At 66.9% G+C, this 16668-nt stretch carries 18 protein-coding genes and 2 tRNA genes; 18 read left to right on the top strand and 2 right to left on the bottom strand.

From position 1 onward, the window contains the following. A partial coding sequence (locus ACK5F2_RS15655; RefSeq protein ID WP_409866214.1) for a helicase HerA-like domain-containing protein occupies positions 1-1360 on the bottom strand: 1360 nt, incomplete at its 3' end. Between the two features lie 157 nt (positions 1361-1517). Here ACK5F2_RS15655 and ACK5F2_RS15650 point away from each other — a divergent pair. The 17 genes from ACK5F2_RS15650 (at position 1518) to ACK5F2_RS15570 (ending at position 15091) form a co-directional block, all read left to right on the top strand. After that, entirely contained in the window at positions 1518-2243 is a 726-nt protein-coding gene (locus tag ACK5F2_RS15650; protein ID WP_409866211.1) for a YebC/PmpR family DNA-binding transcriptional regulator, read from the top strand. Then, the gene (gene purD, locus ACK5F2_RS15645; protein ID WP_409866208.1) at positions 2240-3523 is read left to right on the top strand and encodes a phosphoribosylamine--glycine ligase; all 1284 of its coding nucleotides are present in this window, start codon (positions 2240-2242) and stop codon (positions 3521-3523) included. Before ACK5F2_RS15650 ends, purD begins: the two co-directional genes overlap by 4 nt. Beyond that, positions 3520-4161: a 1-acyl-sn-glycerol-3-phosphate acyltransferase gene (locus ACK5F2_RS15640; protein WP_409866206.1), complete on the top strand. Its 642-nt coding sequence runs from the start codon at positions 3520-3522 to the stop codon at positions 4159-4161. The genes purD and ACK5F2_RS15640 overlap by 4 nt, the downstream gene beginning before the upstream one ends. Beyond that, positions 4158-5099 carry an oxygen-dependent coproporphyrinogen oxidase gene (gene hemF / locus ACK5F2_RS15635; protein WP_409866204.1) on the top strand — a complete coding sequence of 314 codons (942 nt, stop codon included), beginning with the start codon at positions 4158-4160 and terminating at the stop codon, positions 5097-5099. The genes ACK5F2_RS15640 and hemF overlap by 4 nt, the downstream gene beginning before the upstream one ends. After that, complete coding sequence (nadD, locus tag ACK5F2_RS15630) at positions 5096-5719, top strand: nicotinate-nucleotide adenylyltransferase (protein ID WP_409866201.1); 624 nt, start codon at positions 5096-5098, stop codon at positions 5717-5719. Before hemF ends, nadD begins: the two co-directional genes overlap by 4 nt. 20 nt (positions 5720-5739) lie before the next feature. After that, entirely contained in the window at positions 5740-6480 is a 741-nt protein-coding gene (gene rsfS / locus ACK5F2_RS15625; RefSeq protein ID WP_409866199.1) for a ribosome silencing factor, read from the top strand. After that, positions 6480-6950 (top strand): 23S rRNA (pseudouridine(1915)-N(3))-methyltransferase RlmH, encoded by a 471-nt coding sequence (gene rlmH / locus ACK5F2_RS15620; RefSeq protein WP_409866197.1) that lies wholly within the window; start codon positions 6480-6482, stop codon positions 6948-6950. Before rsfS ends, rlmH begins: the two co-directional genes overlap by 1 nt. A 4-nt stretch (positions 6951-6954) precedes the next feature. Then, on the top strand, positions 6955-7731 hold the full coding sequence (locus ACK5F2_RS15615; RefSeq protein WP_409866195.1) for a substrate-binding periplasmic protein: 777 nt from the start codon (positions 6955-6957) through the stop codon (positions 7729-7731). A gap of 44 nt (positions 7732-7775) precedes the next feature. After that, positions 7776-8378: a Maf family protein gene (locus tag ACK5F2_RS15610; protein WP_409866193.1), complete on the top strand. Its 603-nt coding sequence runs from the start codon at positions 7776-7778 to the stop codon at positions 8376-8378. Between the two features lie 109 nt (positions 8379-8487). Further along, the gene (gene rng / locus ACK5F2_RS15605) at positions 8488-9969 is read left to right on the top strand and encodes a ribonuclease G (RefSeq protein ID WP_409866191.1); all 1482 of its coding nucleotides are present in this window, start codon (positions 8488-8490) and stop codon (positions 9967-9969) included. Positions 9970-10146: 177 nt separating this feature from the next. Then, on the top strand, positions 10147-11409 hold the full coding sequence (gene tolB, locus ACK5F2_RS15600; RefSeq protein ID WP_409866188.1) for a Tol-Pal system beta propeller repeat protein TolB: 1263 nt from the start codon (positions 10147-10149) through the stop codon (positions 11407-11409). Positions 11410-11479: 70 nt separating this feature from the next. Beyond that, complete coding sequence (pal, locus tag ACK5F2_RS15595) at positions 11480-12010, top strand: peptidoglycan-associated lipoprotein Pal (protein WP_409866186.1); 531 nt, start codon at positions 11480-11482, stop codon at positions 12008-12010. Between the two features lie 7 nt (positions 12011-12017). Further along, complete coding sequence (gene ybgF / locus ACK5F2_RS15590) at positions 12018-12785, top strand: tol-pal system protein YbgF (protein ID WP_246030709.1); 768 nt, start codon at positions 12018-12020, stop codon at positions 12783-12785. A 105-nt stretch (positions 12786-12890) separates the two neighbouring features. Continuing rightward, complete coding sequence (locus ACK5F2_RS15585) at positions 12891-14009, top strand: YeeE/YedE family protein (protein WP_409866183.1); 1119 nt, start codon at positions 12891-12893, stop codon at positions 14007-14009. Beyond that, positions 14009-14818: a ThiF family adenylyltransferase gene (locus tag ACK5F2_RS15580; protein ID WP_409866181.1), complete on the top strand. Its 810-nt coding sequence runs from the start codon at positions 14009-14011 to the stop codon at positions 14816-14818. The genes ACK5F2_RS15585 and ACK5F2_RS15580 overlap by 1 nt, the downstream gene beginning before the upstream one ends. A 55-nt stretch (positions 14819-14873) precedes the next feature. Further along, a tRNA-Lys gene (locus ACK5F2_RS15575) sits at positions 14874-14949 on the top strand. Between the two features lie 66 nt (positions 14950-15015). Continuing rightward, positions 15016-15091: transfer RNA gene (locus ACK5F2_RS15570), tRNA-Lys, on the top strand. A 114-nt stretch (positions 15092-15205) separates the two neighbouring features. Here ACK5F2_RS15570 and ACK5F2_RS15565 read toward each other — a convergent pair. Continuing rightward, positions 15206-15652 (bottom strand): DUF192 domain-containing protein, encoded by a 447-nt coding sequence (locus ACK5F2_RS15565; protein ID WP_409866178.1) that lies wholly within the window; start codon positions 15650-15652, stop codon positions 15206-15208. Between the two features lie 51 nt (positions 15653-15703). Here ACK5F2_RS15565 and ACK5F2_RS15560 point away from each other — a divergent pair. Beyond that, positions 15704-16668 (top strand): cation transporter (locus ACK5F2_RS15560; protein WP_409866176.1); only part of this gene is annotated, 965 nt, incomplete at its 3' end.

Raw genomic sequence — 16668 nt, 5'->3', positions numbered from 1 at the left:
CCTTGAGTCCGTCCAGCATGCCGCCGCCGGCTTCGGCCTGGCCGGCCGGGCCTGAGCTGCCGGCGCTTCCAGCGGCCGGCGCGCCGGCCGCGCGGCCGCGCAGCGGCTCATAGGCCGACTCGCGGTCCACCGCCTGGTCATAGACCCCGGCCACCAGAGAGTTCTTCAGCAGGGCAGCGCGCTGCTCGGGCGTGATGGGGCCGATCTGGCTGCCGGGCGGCAGCACGAAGACCCGCTCGGTCACGCTGGGGCGGCCCTTCTCGTCCAGCAGGCTCACCAGGGCCTCGCCCACGGCCAGCTCGGTGATGGCGCTGGCGATGTCCAGCCCCGGCTTGGCCCGCATGGTTTCGGCCGCGGCCTTGACGGCCTTCTGGTCGCGCGGGGTGAAGGCGCGCAGCGCATGCTGCACCCGGTTGCCCAGCTGGCCCAGCACCGCGTCCGGAATGTCCAGCGGGTTCTGGGTCACGAAGTACACGCCCACGCCCTTGGAGCGCACCAGGCGCACCACCAGCTCGATGCGCTCCACCAGGGCGGCGGGAGCGTCCTTGAAGAGCAGGTGGGCCTCGTCGAAGAAGAAGACCAGCTTGGGTTTGTCCAGGTCGCCCACCTCGGGCAGGGTCTCGAAGAGCTCGGACAGCATCCACAGCAGGAAGGTGGCGTAGAGGCGGGGGGCGGCCAGCAGCTTGTCGGCCGCCAGGATGTTCACCACGCCCAGGCCACCCTCGGTCTGCATGAAGTCGGCGATATTGAGCATGGGCTCGCCGAAGAACTTGTCGCCGCCTTGCTCTTCCACCTGCAGCAGGCCGCGCTGGATGGCGCCTATGCTGGCGGCGCTGACATTGCCGTATTCGGTGGTGTACTGGCTCGCGTTGTCGCCCACATGCTGGAGCATGGCGCGCAGGTCCTTGAGGTCCAGCAGCAGCATGCCGCTGTCGTCGGCAATCTTGAACACCAGCTGCAGCACGCCGGCCTGGGTCTCGTTGAGCGCCAGCATGCGCGCCAGCAGCAGGGGGCCCATGTCCGAGACCGTGGCGCGCACCGGGTGGCCCTGCTCGCCGAACACATCCCACAAGGTGGTGGGGCAGGCCAGGGGCTGGGGCGGTTCGATACCGCGCTCCTTCAGCACCGCCAGCAGCTTGGCGCTGGGCGCGCCGGCCTGGCTGATGCCGGTCAGGTCGCCCTTCACATCGGCCATGAAGACCGGCACGCCAATCTTGCTCAGGCTTTCGGCCAGGGTCTGCAGGCTGATGGTCTTGCCGGTTCCGGTGGCCCCGGTGATCAGGCCGTGGCGGTTGGCCAGCGCAGGCAAGAGGTGGCACTCGGTCTGAGCGTGACGGGCCAGCGGGATGGGGTCGGACATGGGGTTTCCAGGGCTGACGGTTAAAGCGCCTTGCGCTTCAGAGGAGACTCGGATCGCGGAGGGATCTGATGTCGGAACTAAAATCGCAGTCTATCCAACAAATTTGAGCCGCCCGGACACCGGATGCATGGGCTGTGCTCGCCAGGAGAACGAGTCAATGGCTGGTCATTCCAAATGGGCCAATATTCAGCACCGCAAGGGGCGTCAGGATGAGAAGCGCGGCAAGATCTGGACGCGTCTGACGCGCGAAATCATCGTCGCGGCCCGCCAGGGCGGCGGCGATATCGCGATGAACCCGCGCCTGCGCCTGGCCATCGAGAAGGCCAAGGCCGCGAACATGCCGGCCGACAATATCAAGCGCAATGTGGACAAGGCCACGGGCAACCTCGACGGCGTGAGCTACGAGGAAATCCGCTACGAGGGCTATGGCATTGGCGGCGCGGCCATCATGATCGACACCATGACCGACAACCGCGTGCGCACCGTGGCCGAGGTGCGTCACGCCTTCAGCAAGTACGGCGGCAATATGGGCACCGACGGCTCGGTGTCTTTCCAGTTCAAGCACTGCGGCCAGCTCGTCTTCGCCCCCGGCACGTCGGAAGACAAGGTCATGGAAGTGGCCCTGGAAGCCGGTGCCGAGGACGTGATCACCGATGACGAGGGCGCCATCGAGGTGCTGACCGCGCCGGGCGACTTCGAGGCCGTCAAGAACGCGCTGGAGGCCGCTGGCCTCAAGCCCGAGGTGGCCGAGGTCACCATGCGCGCCGAGAATACGGTGAGCCTCTCGGGCGAGGACGCCGTCCGCATGCAGAAGCTGCTGGACGTGCTGGAGGACCTGGACGACACCCAGGAGATTTATCACAACGCGGAAATCCAGGAATGAAAGTTCTTGTTCTTGGCAATGGCGGCCGCGAGCACGCGCTGGCCTGGAAGCTGTCTCAGGCCGAGCGCGTCAGCCAGGTCTTTGTGGCGCCGGGCAATGGCGGCACGGCCCGCAACCCGCATCTGAAGAATATTGCCCTGAGCGATGTGAAGGCCCTGGCCGACTTCGCCGAGGCCGAGAAGATCGCGCTGACCGTGGTCGGTCCCGAGGCCTTTCTGGCGGCCGGGGTGGTGGACGAGTTCCGGGCCCGCGGCCTGCGCATCTTTGGTCCCACCAAGGCGGCGGCTCAGCTGGAGTCCAGCAAGGCCTTCGCCAAGGACTTCATGAAGCGCCACGCCATTCCCACGGCGGCCTACGAGACCTTCTCGGATGCGGCCCAGGCCCATGCCTATGTGGAAGCCCAGGGCGCGCCCATCGTGATCAAGGCCGACGGCCTGGCCGCGGGCAAGGGCGTGGTCGTGGCCATGACGCTGGCCGAGGCCCACGAGGCCATCGACTGGATCCTGGAAGACAACAAGCTGGGTGTGGTGCACAACCAGGGCGGCGCCCGCGTGGTGATCGAGGAGTTCATGAGCGGCGAGGAAGCGAGCTTCATCGTCGTGTGCGACGGCAAGAATGTGGTGTCCCTGGCCACCAGCCAGGACCACAAGCGCCTGCAGGACGGTGATGCCGGCCCCAATACCGGCGGCATGGGCGCCTACTCGCCGGCCCCGGTGGTCACGCCCAATGTGCATGCCAAGGCCATGCACGAGATCATCATGCCCACTATCCAGGGTATGGCCAAGGACGGCATCCCCTTCACCGGCTTCCTCTATGCCGGCCTGATGATCGACGACAAGGGTCAGCCGCGCACGGTGGAGTTCAACACCCGCATGGGCGACCCCGAGACCCAGCCCATCATGATGCGCCTGAAGAGCGATCTCTTCGAGTTGCTGATGCATGCCACCGACGGCACGCTGGATCAGGTGGAGCTGCAATGGGACCGTCGCGTGGCCCTGGGCGTGGTGATGGCGGCCGAGGGCTATCCGCTGCAGCCGCGCAAGGGTGATGCCATCAGCGGCCTGCCCGCCGATGCGGCCGATGTGATGGTCTTCCATGCCGGCACCACCGAGCAGGACGGCAAGCTGCTCACCTCGGGTGGCCGCGTGCTTTGCGTGACGGCCCTGGGCGAGTCGGTGCGCACCGCGCAGCAGCTGGCCTATGACACCCTGACGACCATTCATTTCGAGGGCAAGCAGTTCCGCCGCGATATCGGCCACCGGGCGGTGAGCCGGCGTTGAGCGAGTACCGGCCTAGCGCGCCCCAGCTGCTGGAGGCTGCGTCGCTCTCCTTGCACCCCCGCGGTAGCCTGCTGGCCCGGGCGCTGTTCCGCCTGGCGGGCTGGCGCCTGGACTGCCAGGGTCTGCCCGGCCGCCAGGGCGTGATGCTGGTCTATCCGCACACTTCCAACTGGGACTTCCCGGTGGGCCTGTTTGCCAAATGGACCCTGGGCCTGCCCCTGCGCTTCTGGGCCAAGGACAGCTTGTTTCGCGTGCCGCTCTTCGGCGCCTGGCTGCGCTGGCTGGGTGGTGTGGCGGTGCGGCGCGACAGTGCCCATGGCTTGGTGAGCGAGACCGCGGCGCAGTTGCGTGCCGCGCAGCAGCGCGACGAGATCTTCTGGTTGGTGGCGGCGCCCGAGGGCACGCGCTCGCTCAAGGGCGGCTGGCGCTCTGGCGCCTACCAGCTGGCCCTGCAGGCCGGGGTGCCGGTGGGCCTGGCCTCCTTCGACTTTCCGAGCAAGACCGTCACCCTGCGACAGTTTGTTCAACTCAGCGGCGACAAGGCCGCCGACTTCGCCCTGATGGCCGAGCTTTACGCCGGCAAGCAGGGCAAGCGGCCCGAGCTGGCCAGCCCCGTGCGACTCCTGGAGAAGCCATGACGATTCAAACCCTGGCGGTGCGCGAGTATCTGCTGGGTCTGCAACAGCGCATCGTGTCGGCGCTGGAGCAGGCCGACGGCCAGCCCTTCATCAGCGACGGTTGGGAACGCGAGCCCGGTGGTCGTCTGGAGGGCGATGGTCTGACCCGCCTGGTCGAGAACGGCGGCGTGTTTGAGCGCGGCGGCTGCAATTTCTCGCATGTGCGCGGCCGGGTGCTGCCGCCCTCGGCCACCCAGCACCGGCCCGAGCTGGCTGGCGCGCCCTTCGAGGCCATGGGCGTGTCCCTGGTGCTGCATCCGCACAACCCCTTCGTGCCCACGGTGCACATGAATGTGCGCATGTTCGCGGCCATGCCGGCGGATGCCGAGCCGGTGGTCTGGTTCGGCGGCGGCATGGACCTCACGCCCTACTATGGCTACGAGCGCGACGCCCAGCACTTCCACCGAACCTGCAAGGCGGCGCTGGATCCGCATGGCGAGGCCTATTACCCGCGCTTCAAGACCTGGTGCGACGAGTACTTCTTCCTGAAGCACCGCAGCGAGCCGCGCGGCATCGGCGGCGTGTTCTTCGATGACCACGCCGAGGGCGGCTTCGATGCGTCCTTTGCCCTGATGCGCTCGGTGGGCGATGCCTTCGTGCCCGCCTACCTGCCCATCGTGGAGCGCCGTCAGGGCTATGCCTATGGCGAGCGCGAGCGCGATTTCCAGGCCTACCGGCGCGGTCGCTACGTGGAGTTCAACCTGGTGTTTGACCGCGGCACCCTCTTCGGCCTGCAGTCGGGCGGCCGCACGGAATCCATCCTGATGTCCATGCCGCCGCTTGTGAAGTGGCGCTACGACTGGCAGCCCGAGGTGGGCACGCCCGAGGCGCGCCTGTACACCGACTTCCTGCGCCCGCGTGACTGGGCGCATGAGGCGCCCAGCGCGCTGTGGCTGTGAACCCGGCGCCCGAGGGGGCGCGGATCGGCCTCTTCGGCGGCAGCTTCGATCCGGTACATCTGGCCCATCTCTCGCTGGCGCGCAGCGCGCTGGCCCAGCTGAGCCTGGACCGGCTGCTGTGGCTGCCCGCCGGGCGGCCCTGGCAGAAGCTGCAGGGCGGCGCCGGCCGCGGCCTGGCCTCGCCCGCGCACCGGCGTGCCATGGTCGAGCTGATGATTGCCGGCGAGCCGCGCTTTGCGGTGGACGATAGCGAGCTGGAGCGCGACGGTGCCAGCTACACCATAGACACCGTGCGGGCGCGCCTGGTGGCCCATCCGGGCGAGCAGCTCTTCCTGCTGATCGGCCAGGACCAGTACGCCCGCCTGCACACCTGGCGCGAGTGGCCGGCCCTGCTGGAGCGGGTCACGCTGGCGGTGGCGGCGCGAGCCGGCACCCCGGTGCAGGCCCCGCCCGAGCTGGCCGGCACGCCGCACCGGGTTCAGATCATCGAGATGCCGGCATCGGCGATTTCTTCCACCGAGGTGCGCGACCGGGCGTCGCGTGGCGAGGACATCCGCCCCATGGTGGGCGATGCGGTAGCGGGGTATATTGCCCAACACCGCCTTTACGGGGCCCTTTGAGGCCCAGCGAGAACACAAGAATGGACATTCGTAAACTGCAGCGCGCCATCGTCGATGGCCTGGAAGACGTGAAGGCCCAGAACATCCAGGTCTTCAACACCGAGCACCTCTCGCCGCTGTTCGAGCGCGTGATCATCGCCTCGGGCACCAGCAACCGTCAGACCAAGGCGCTGGCCTCCAGCGTGCGCGAGACGGTCAAGGGGCGCGGCATGCAGGTCATGCGCACCGAGGGCGAGGACAACGGCGAATGGATCATCGTGGACTGCGGCGCCGCCGTGGTGCATGTGATGCAGCCGGCCATCCGCGAGTACTACCACCTGGAAGAGATCTGGGGCGGCAAGCCCGTCAAGCTCAAGCTGGGTGATGGCGAGGTCAAGCTGGTCAAGGCCTCCGAACCCATGGACGATGAGCCCAAGGTCGCCAAGAAGGCCAAGGCCCCGGCTGCCAAGAAGGCCGCAGCCCCGGCCAAGAAGGCAGCCGCCAAGAGCGCTGCCCCCGCCGCCAAGAAGGCGCCGGCCAAGAAGGGCACCGTGAGCAAGACCACCGGCGTGAAGAAGGCCGCTCCGGCCAAGACCGCCGCTCCGGTCAAGACCCTCAAGGTGGGCGCCGCCAAGCCGGCCGCCAAGAAGACCGTGGCCAAGAAAGCGGCACCCGTGGCCAAGCCGGCGGCCCGCAAGACCGTGGCGGCCAAGCCTGCAGCCAAGGCTGCGACCAAGCCGGCCGCCAAGAAGGCCGCCCCGGCCCGCGCCAAGAAGGCCTGATGCGCCTGCTGCTGATCGCGGTCGGTCAGCGCATGCCCGGCTGGGCGGATACCGCTTACGAAGACTTCGCCAAGCGTTTTCCGCCCGAGCTGCGCCTGGAGCTCAAGGCCGTCAAGGCCGAGCCGCGCACCACCGGCAAGACCGTGGAGCAGATGATGGCGGCCGAGGCCCAGCGCCTTGAAGTCGCCTGTCCCAAGGGCGCGCGTCGTGTGATCCTGGACGAGCGCGGCGAGCGTGTCACCACGGTGCAGCTGGCCAAGACCCTGACGCGCTGGAAGGACGATGGCCGCGACGTGGCCATCTTCATCGGCGGCCCCGACGGCCTGGATCCCGCGCTCAAGGCCACGGCCGACGAAATGCTACGCTTGTCCGACCTGACCCTGCCGCACGCCTTTGTGCGCGTGCTGCTGGCCGAAGGGCTCTACCGTGCTTGGTCGGTGCAGGCCGGCCACCCCTATCACCGGGAGTGACATCGTGAGACATCTCCTGGCGTGGTGTTCATGGGCAAGGATGGCCGGCACGCTTGCGCTGCTGTCCCTGTTCGGGCTGGCACATGCCCAAACCAGGCTCAGCGTCGCGGGCGACGTGGCATTCCCACCCTATTCCTATCTGGTGGAGGGGCAGCCCACCGGCATTGATGTGGATATCTTGGCTGAGCTATCGCGGCGCACGGGCATCGAGTTCGACATCCAGCTGATGCCGTTCAAGCGCGTCATCGAGACCCTCCGGGATGGGCGTGTCGATGCCGCCATGGCCGTGCTGCGTAGCGCCGAGCGCGAGAGCTTCGCCATTTTTACGGGGGTTCTGCATAACAGCACTTATGCGCTGTTCGTGGTGCAGGGCAGTAGCCTGAGCTTCGAGGGGCTGGAGAGCCTGCGCGGCCGGCAGGTCGGCAAGGTGCGGGGCTTTCTCATGGGGGAGGCTTTTGATGCCGAGGTGGCTGCGGGCAAGATCAGGCTCAGCGAGACGGCCACCGCGGAACAGACCCTTCGCATGCTGCTGGCGGGCCGGGTGGATGCGATCTCGGGGCAGGTCGTGGTGACCCGCTACATCGCGCGTGAGCTGGGGCTGGCCGATCGCATCAGCGCCTTGCCCCGCCCCTTGCTGCCGGACCGGCCCAGCTTTCTGGTCTTGTCACGTCAGGCGCCGGTGCCCGACAAGGAGGCGCTGGCGCAGCGCCTGAAGCTGGCTCTGGATGCCATGCACAAGGATGGATCGGTACAGCGGATCGAAGCCCGCTACGCACGTTGAGCCGCACGCGGCAGAGGCTTGCATGCCCCTGTTAGCATGAAGACATGAGCTTGATTTACCTCGCTTCGCAGAGTCCCCGCCGTCGTCAGTTGCTGGATCAGCTCGGTGTGGCGCATGATCTGCTGCTGCCCGGCGCGGATGAGGATGCCGAGGCCCTGGAGGCGGTTCAGGCGGGCGAACTGCCCGATCCCTACGTGCGCCGCGCCACGCTCAACAAGCTGGCGGCGGCCGTGGCGCGACGCGCTGCGAGGGGCTTGGTGCCACGCCCCATACTCTGCTCCGACACCACGGTCGCCCTGGGGACTTCCATCCTGGGCAAGCCTGCCAACGCCGAGGATGCCCTGCTCATGCTGCGTCGTCTTTCGGGCCATACGCATCGGGTGCTCACGGCCGTGGCGCTGGCTTGGGGGGAAGGGCAGCAGGCGCTGGCCCTGAGCGTGTCCCATGTGCGCTTTGCCGCCGTGCCAGAGGCCGCGCTGCGTCGCTATGTGGACAGCGGCGAGCCCATGGGCAAGGCCGGCGCTTATGCCATCCAGAGCCAGATCGCGGGCTGGATCGAGCACATCGAAGGTTCGTATTCGGGCATCATGGGTCTGCCTCTGTTTGAAACGGCTGGCTTGCTGCGCCAGGCTGGTCTTGATCTCTGAAGCCCCGGGGCGCGAGCCCTCTCGCCAGGCCTGCGCCTGACGAGAGTGCTTGGTCGGTTGGGCCCAGGTTCCACCCGGAGCCGCCCGTGCCGGCGAGGAGACACAAGCTATGGAAGACATACTGATCAACTGGTCTCCGCAGGAGACCCGCGTGGCCGTGGTTGAGAACGGCGCGGTGCAGGAGCTGCACATCGAACGCACCTTGGAGCGCGGCCTGGTGGGCAATATCTACTCGGGCAAAGTGGCACGCGTGCTGCCGGGCATGCAGTCGGCCTTCATCGACATCGGCCTGGAGCGCGCCGCCTTTTTGCATGTGGCGGATCTGCATGTGAATGGGGCCACCCCGCGCGCTCATCATGCCGAGAGCGGCGCGCCCGTGCCCATTGAGCGCCTGGTCTTCGAGGGTCAGACCTTGACCGTGCAGGTGATCAAGGACCCTATCGGCAGCAAGGGCGCACGCCTGTCCACCCAGATCAGCATTGCCGGACGCATGTTGGTCTTCCTGCCTCAGGACGACCATATCGGCATCTCCCAAAAGATCGGCTCGCCCGAAACCCGCGAGCAGCTGCGCGCGCGCATGCAGGCCCTGGTGGGCAAGCCGGAAGAGGGCGGCGGCGGGGGATTCATACTGCGGACCAATGCCGAGGATGCCAGCGACGAGGAGCTGGGCAATGATGTTGCCTATCTGCGCAAGACCTGGGGCCAGATTCGGGAACGCGCGCACCGTTCGCCGCCCGGCACGCTGCTGCATCAGGATCTGAGCCTGGTGGAGCGCGTGCTGCGCGATCTGACCACCGACCGCACCGGATCCATTCGCATCGATTCACGCATGCAGTACGAGGTGCTGCATGCCTTTGGCGAGATGTACATGCCCGCGGCCACGGCCAAGCTGGAGCACTACCGGGGTGAGCGCCCCATATTCGATCTGAACAATATCGATGCCGAGCTTGATCGTGCCCTGGCACGTCGCGTCGAGCTCAAGTCCGGCGGCTACCTGATCGTGGACCAGACCGAGGCCATGACGACCATCGATGTGAACACCGGTGGCTTTGTCGGTGCGCGCAATTTCGACGACACCATCTTCAAGACCAATCTGGAAGCCGCGGGCGCCATCGCGCGGCAGCTGCGCCTGCGCAATCTGGGCGGCATCATCATCGTCGACTTCATCGACATGACGCGCGAGGAGCACCGCAGCGCCGTGCTCAGCGAATTTCGCAAGCAGCTCAGCAAGGACCGCACCAAGGTCACGGTGGGGGGCTTCACCCAGCTGGGCCTGGTGGAGATGACGCGCAAGCGCACCCGCGAATCGCTGGCCCGCATGCTCTGCGAGCCCTGCCCGACCTGCGATGGCCGCGGCCAGATCAAGACCGCCCGCACCGTCTGCTACGACATCATGCGCGAGATCTTGAGAGAGGCGCGCCAGTTCTCGCCCAAGGAGTTCCGCGTGGTGGCGGCGGCCAATGTGGTGGAGATGCTGCTGGACGAGGAAAGCCAGCACCTGGCGGGCCTGTCGGACTTCATTGGCAAGCCCATTTCCTTGACCGCCGAGCCGACCAACCAGACCGAGCACTACGACATCGTGCTCATGTAGTTGGCCCCAAGGTTTGAGACCTAGATAGCCTGGTCGCGCTGCGGGGCTGTTGTGGGCTCAGGCAAAATACGGCCCCACGCAATGTCCGTGGGGGCATTGACGCAAGCAATGCCCATGTTTAGCGAGCGCATGACCGATCACAAGACCTTCCCTGCCGCCGCGCAAGCCCTTCCGTCGATGAATCGGCGTCACCTGATGGGCGCTGCAGCCGCCCTGTGCACCGGACCGGCGCTGGCGCAGTTCCGTGTTGAGATCTCGGGCGTGGGGGGCACCCAGCTGCCCATCGCCATCGGCGAGTTCCGCAGCGAGGCCAGCGCCGGCCAGCCCGTGGCCGCCATCATCCGTGCCGACCTGGAGCGTAGCGGCCAGTTCCGCGTGATCGATGCCGCCGCCGGCCTGAATGAGACGAGTCAGCCTGTCTGGACCGATTGGCGCGCTCGCCAGGCCGATGCTTTGGCGGCCGGCTCGGCGGCCCGCCTGGCCGACGGTCGCGTGGACCTGCGCTACAAGCTCTGGGATGTGGTCAAGGGCCAGGACCTGGGCGGCGAGGCCCATGCCGTGGCGCCCGATGATGTGCGTCTGGCCGCGCACCGCATTGCCGACACGATTTACCAGAAGCTCACCGGCGAGCGCGGCGTCTTTGCCACCCGCATGGCTTATGTGACCAAGGCGGGCGGGCGCTACAGCCTGCGCGTCACCGATGCCGATGGCGAGGGTGGTCAGATCGCCCTGGGCAGCCCCGACCCCATCATCTCGCCGGCTTGGTCGCCCGATGGCAAGGAACTGGCCTATGTGTCCTTCGAGACGCGCAAGGCCGTGGTCTGGCTGCAGAGCCTGGCGACCGGTCAGCGGCGTGCGCTGGCCGACTTCCGCGGCAGCAATAGTGCCCCGTCCTTCTCTCCCGACGGGCAGAGCCTGGTGATGACGCTCTCGCGCGAGGGGGGCTCACAGCTCTTCCTGATCCGTCGCGACGGCTCTGGCCTGCGTCGATTGACCCAGAGCTTGGCCATCGATACCGAGGCCGTGTTCTCGCCCGACGGGCAGCAGATTTTCTTCGTCAGCGATCGCGGCGGTGGTCCGCAGGTCTATCGCATGCCGGCCGCCGGTGGCGCGGCCGAGCGCGTGACCTTCAGCGGCAGCTACAACATCAGCCCGGCGATCAGCCCGGACGGCAAGACCCTGGCCTTCGTGACCCGCCAGGGCGGCGCTTTCAAGGTCTGCGTGCAGGATCTGGGCAGCGGTGCGGTGCAGCAGATCAGCGACACCAGCGAGGACGAGAGCCCCAGCTTTGCGCCCAATGGCCGCCTGCTGGTTTATGCCACCCGCGTTGGCGGCCGCGATGTGTTGATGACCAGCACGCTGGATGGCCGGATCAAGGCCAAGCTGGTGTCCACCACGGCCGATGTGCGTGAGCCCACCTGGGGGCCTTTCGGTCGCTGAGCTCTCGCCCCTTTTCAAGTCTTTTCGTGTCGCCCCGCACTTTCGGGGCATTTCCTGAGGAGTGATTGAGATGAAGATGCACAAGCTGGCGCTTTCCGTCCTGGCCGCTGCCGCCCTGGTGGGCTGCAGCTCCACCAAGCTGGACGAGCCGGCACCGGTCGAAACCCGTCCGACGGCCCCTGCGACCAATGCCAATGCCGGTAGCGGCGCACCCGTGGCCGAGTCGCGTGTCCAGACGGTGGATCTGGCGGCTCAGGCCGCTCAGGCCGTGTCCGACAAGCGCGTGGTCTATTTCGACTTCGACAGCTATGTGGTCAAGTCCGACTTCCAGAACGTGATCGATGCGCACGCCAAGCGCATGAGCGTGGACAACAAGGTCGCTCTGCGCCTGGAAGGTCACACCGACGAGCGCGGTGGCAGCGAGTACAACCTGGCCCTGGGCCAGAAGCGTGCCGAGGCCGTGGCCAAGTCCCTGAGCCTGCTGGGCGTGCCCGCCGCACGCGTGGAGCCGGTGAGCTTCGGCAAGGAGCGCCCGGCTGCGCAAGGCAGCGACGAGGCCGCCTGGGCCAAGAACCGTCGCGTCGAGCTGAAGGACAAGTGAGATGAGCATGGGCTTGAGATCCGCTCTGAGCAGCCTGGTGCTTCTGGGGGCGACCCTGTCCAGCCAGCCGGCTCAGGCATTGTTCTCGGATGACGAGGCACGCAAGGCCATCCTGGACTTGCGCGCGCGCCAGACGCAAAGCGAGGAGGCGCGCCGCAAGGAGCTGGAGCAGCTGCAGGAGCAGTTGACTCCGCTGCGCCGCAGCGTGCTGGATCTCAATGCCCAGATCGAGGCGCTGCGGGGTGAGGTGGCTCGTCTGCGCGGCCAGAACGAGCAGTTGGCGCGTGATCTCTCCGAGACCCAGCGCCGTCAGGCTGACCAGTCTCAGGCGCTGGAAACACGTCTGCGTCCGCTGGAGCCACAGAAGGTGGTCGTGGATGGCCGCGAGTTCCACGCTGCTCCCGAGGAGAAGGCTCAGTACGACGCGGCCATGGCCGCCGTCCGGCGAGGCGAGTTCTCCGAGGCTGCGACTGCACTCACGGCCTTCCAGAAGCGCTACCCGACCAGTGGCTATGCCGACTCGGTGCGCTTCTGGCTGGGCAACGCCCTGTATGGCAAGCGCGACTACAAGGATGCGATCGCCACCTTCAAGGCTTTTGTGTCTGGCAATCCCGCGCATCCGCGCGCGGCCGAGGCCTTGCTGGCCCAGGCCAATTGCCAGATCGAGCTCAAGGAGGTGAAGGGCGCCCGCCGGACCCTGGAAGATCTGATCAAGGCTTATCCGGGCACCGAGGCGGCCCAGGCTGCCAAGGAACGGCTGAGCACGCTGCGCTGAGTCCCTAGGCTCAACAGCCCCAGGCCCCGGTGCCGCGTTCGCGTGGCCCGGGGCTTTTTGCTGCACGCGCGCTGGGCCGCAGGGTGCCGCCTAGAATCCCGCCCCATGCAAGAGATCGATATCAATAGCCTGACCCAGCAGGTGCTGTGGGCCGGCTTCGCCCTGGCTTTTGTCTTCGGAGCCCTGGCCCAGCGCACGCATTTCTGCACCATGGGCGCGATTGCCGACATCGTGAACATGGGCGACTGGGCACGCATGCGCATGTGGGTGCTGGCCATTGCCGTCGCCATCCTGGGCTTCAACACCATGGTCTATCTGGGCTGGGTGGAGGCGGGCAAAAGCATCTATGCCGCGCCTCGCCTGCTGTGGCTGTCCTATATCGTGGGCGGTCTGATGTTCGGTTTCGGCATGGTGCTGGCCTCGGGCTGTGGCAACAAGACCCTGGTGCGCATCGGCGCGGGCAATCTCAAGTCCCTGGTGGTCTTTGTGGTGATGGGCGTGGCCGCCTTCGCCACCCTGCGCGGCATCACGGGCGTGGCCCGGGTCAACACGGTGGATACCGTGGCCCTCGCGCTGCCAACCGGCCAGGATCTGCCCTCCCTGCTGGCCGGTGCCCTGGGCCAGAGCCCGCGTCAGGCGGCCTTGGTGCTGGGCCTGCTGCTGGGCGGAGCCCTGCTGGCCTGGGTGCTGGCGCGCGCCGAGGGACGTCGCGGCGAGGTGCTGGCAGGCGGCCTGGGCAGCGGCCTGGTGATCGTGGGCATCTGGTGGGTGTCGGGCGTGCTGGGCCATGTGGCCGAGCATCCCGAGACCCTGGAAGAAACCTTTCTGGGCGGCAGCGCGCCCCAGCGCATGGAGGCCCTGAGTTTTGTGGCGCCTTTTGCCGGCACCCTGGACTGGCTGATGTTCTTCAGCGACAAGAGCAAGGTGCTGACCCTGGGCGTGGTGGCCGTGCTGGGCGTGATCGCCGGCTCGGCCGTCTGTGCCCTGGCCACGCGCAGCTTTCGCTGGGAGGCCTTCCGCGGCGTGGAAGACACGGCCAACCATCTGGTGGGCGCGGTGCTGATGGGCGTGGGCGGCGTGGTGGCCCTGGGCTGCACCGTGGGCCAGGGCCTCTCGGGCGTCTCCACGCTCAGCCTGGGCAGCTTCATTGCCCTGGCCGCCATCGTGGCCGGCGCGGTGCTGGCCCTGCGCTACCAAGTGTGGCGCCTGGAGCGCATGGTCTGATGAGCGCTACCCTTGAGCTGAACGAAGCCGATCTGGAGCGGCGCTTCGGTGGCCTGCGCCGGCTTTATGGCGATGCTGACTACACGCGTCTGCGCGGCGCGCGCTTTGCGGTGGTCGGTCTGGGCGGCGTGGGTTCCTGGGCCGTCGAGGCTCTGGCCCGCTCGGGCGTGGCCTCGCTCACCCTGATCGATCTGGACCATGTGGCCGAGTCCAATATCAACCGCCAGGTGCAGGCCCTGGGCGCCACGGTGGGCATGGCCAAGGCCGAGGCCCTGCGCCAGCGCATTGCGGACATCCATCCCGGCTGTGCAGTGCGCAGCATCGAGGACTTCGTGGACGAGCAGAACTGGCCGGCCCTGCTGGGCCCGGACGAACCCGCCCTGGACGGCCTGATCGATGCCTGCGACCAGGTGCGCGCCAAGGCCGCCCTGGCCGCCTGGGCGCATGAGCGCGGCCTGCCCTTTGTGACGGTGGGCGCGGCCGGCGGCAAGCGCGCACCGCATCTGCTGGAGGTGGAGGACCTGGGGCGGGTCACGCATGACCCGCTGCTGGCCTCGCTGCGCCAGCGCCTGCGCAAGTTCCACGCCGCGCCGCGCGGCACGGGCGAGAAGATGGGCGTGTCTTGCGTGTTCTCGCGCGAGCCGGTGCTGCGTCCGAGCGAGGCTGGCTGCGATCTGGGCGAGGGCGCCGGCGTGGACGGCAGTCTCAACTGCCATGGCTATGGTTCCAGCGTCACCGTGACGGCCAGCTTCGGCATGGCAGCCGCCGCAGAACTTTTGAAAAAATTTCTTCACAAGTCCTTGCGCTGAGCGTTTTTTCACTCCTATAATGTGAGGCTCTGCTGAAGAGCAAGAAAACAAACAAGGGTTGTTAGCTCAGTCGGTAGAGCAGCGGACTTTTAATCCGTTGGTCGCAGGTTCGAATCCTGCACAACCCACCAGTTTTTGCTGGTACTGTTTTCGATGCGCTGCTGTCGGTCTAGGCCGGCAGGTGTTGTCAGGTTCGGGGGCTCTTAGCTCAGTTGGTAGAGCAGCGGACTCTTAATCCGTTGGTCGTAGGTTCGAATCCTACAGGGCCCACCAAGTTTTCTTGGATATCAAAAAGGACCTGGCGAAAGCCCGGTCCTTTTTGCATTTTGGCGCTCCAGCCGCGGCACATTCCCGCGGTGAAGGCTGTTTCAGACAGCCTGCTTGAGACTATTTCCAGGGGCCGCCGCGCAGCTTGCTGCCGGCCTTGATGGCGCGCTTGGCAAACCAGCCCTGATTCATCTCCAAGGCATAGCGTACCGGCTTGGTGGAGCAATGGGATGCCTCGGACATGGGCTGCATATCCGCAATGTTCACGATGCTGCCGTCATCGGCCACAAAGGCAATGGACAGCGGGAGCAGGGTGTTTTTCATCCAGAAGCACTGCACGCCCGCCTGCTCGAATACGAAGAGCATGCCGGCGTTGGTGGGCATGCTGGATCTGTGCATCAGGCCGATGGCGCGCTGCTCCTGGGTCTCGGCCACTTCGGCCTGGATCAGATGCATGCCGGCGCTGAGCTGGATGGCGGGGAGTTGCTGCGCTGCGCTTTGGGCCCAAGTGCTTGCGCCGAATACGGAAGCCAGAAGGGCCAAGGCCAGTGTCTTGATATAGATCATGTCTCAGGAGGGGGGTGATCTCTAGATTATGGGCCGAGCGACAGGCCCATGATGATCAGTGCTTCCCTTTCACCCGACGACTTGCCCGCCCTGGATGAGCCAGAGGCTCAGAGTGGCTTCACCGAATGGCGCGGCGAGGGCGAGGCCCTGTCCCGGCTGCGGCTTTCGGGTCTGCACTGCGCGGCTTGTGCCGGCATCATCGAGCGAGCCCTTGAAGGGCAGCCCGGGGTGCTGTCTGCCCGAGTCAATGCAGCGGCAGAGCGCCTGCAACTGCGCTGGGATCCTCGGCGCGCTCGGCTGAGCGAGTTGCTGGCCCGTGTGCGTGGCGTCGGCTATGGGGCCGAGCCTGATCTGACCGCCAGTGCGCGGGAGCTGCGCGAGCGCGAGCAGCGTCGAGCGGTCTGGCGCCTCTTTGTGGCCGCCTTCATGATGATGCAGGTCATGATGCTGGCCTGGCCCTCCTACGTGGCGGGTCCAGGTGAACTCAGCGATGACCTGCGCCGTCTGCTGAACTGGGGCTCCTGGGTGCTGTCCCTGCCGGTGCTGCTGTTCTCGGCCGGCCCCTTCTTCACCAATGCCTGGGCACAGCTGCGCCAGCGTCGCCTGGGCATGGACGTGCCGGTGGCCCTGGGCATTGCGGTGGCCTTCATTGCCAGCAGCGGCGCCACCTTCGATCCGGCGGGGCCTTTCGGGCACGAGGTCTATTTCGACTCGCTGACCATGTTCGTCAGCTTTCTGCTGGCCGGGCGCTGGCTGGAGCTGCGGGCCCGCCACCGGGTGGCTCAGGAGCTGGAGAGTGCCGTCTCTCGCCTGCCGGATCTGGTGGAGCGTGTGCTCGATTCCGATGATGGGCGCAGTGAGCGGGTGCTGCCCAGCCGCTTGCGTCCCGGAGATTTGATCCGAGTTCCGCTGGGCGCGGCCTTCGCGGCCGATGGCCGCGTGGAGCAGGGCAGCACGGCGGCCGACGAGGCCTTGCTCTCGGGGGAATCGGCCCTTGTGCCCAAGGCCGTGGGCAC

It is taken from the genome of Roseateles sp., from assembly GCF_046300915.1.
Classification (GTDB): domain Bacteria; phylum Pseudomonadota; class Gammaproteobacteria; order Burkholderiales; family Burkholderiaceae_C; genus Kinneretia.
The sequence above is the reverse complement of the archived record's forward strand: the minus strand, read 5'-3'. Positions and strand labels throughout refer to the sequence as shown.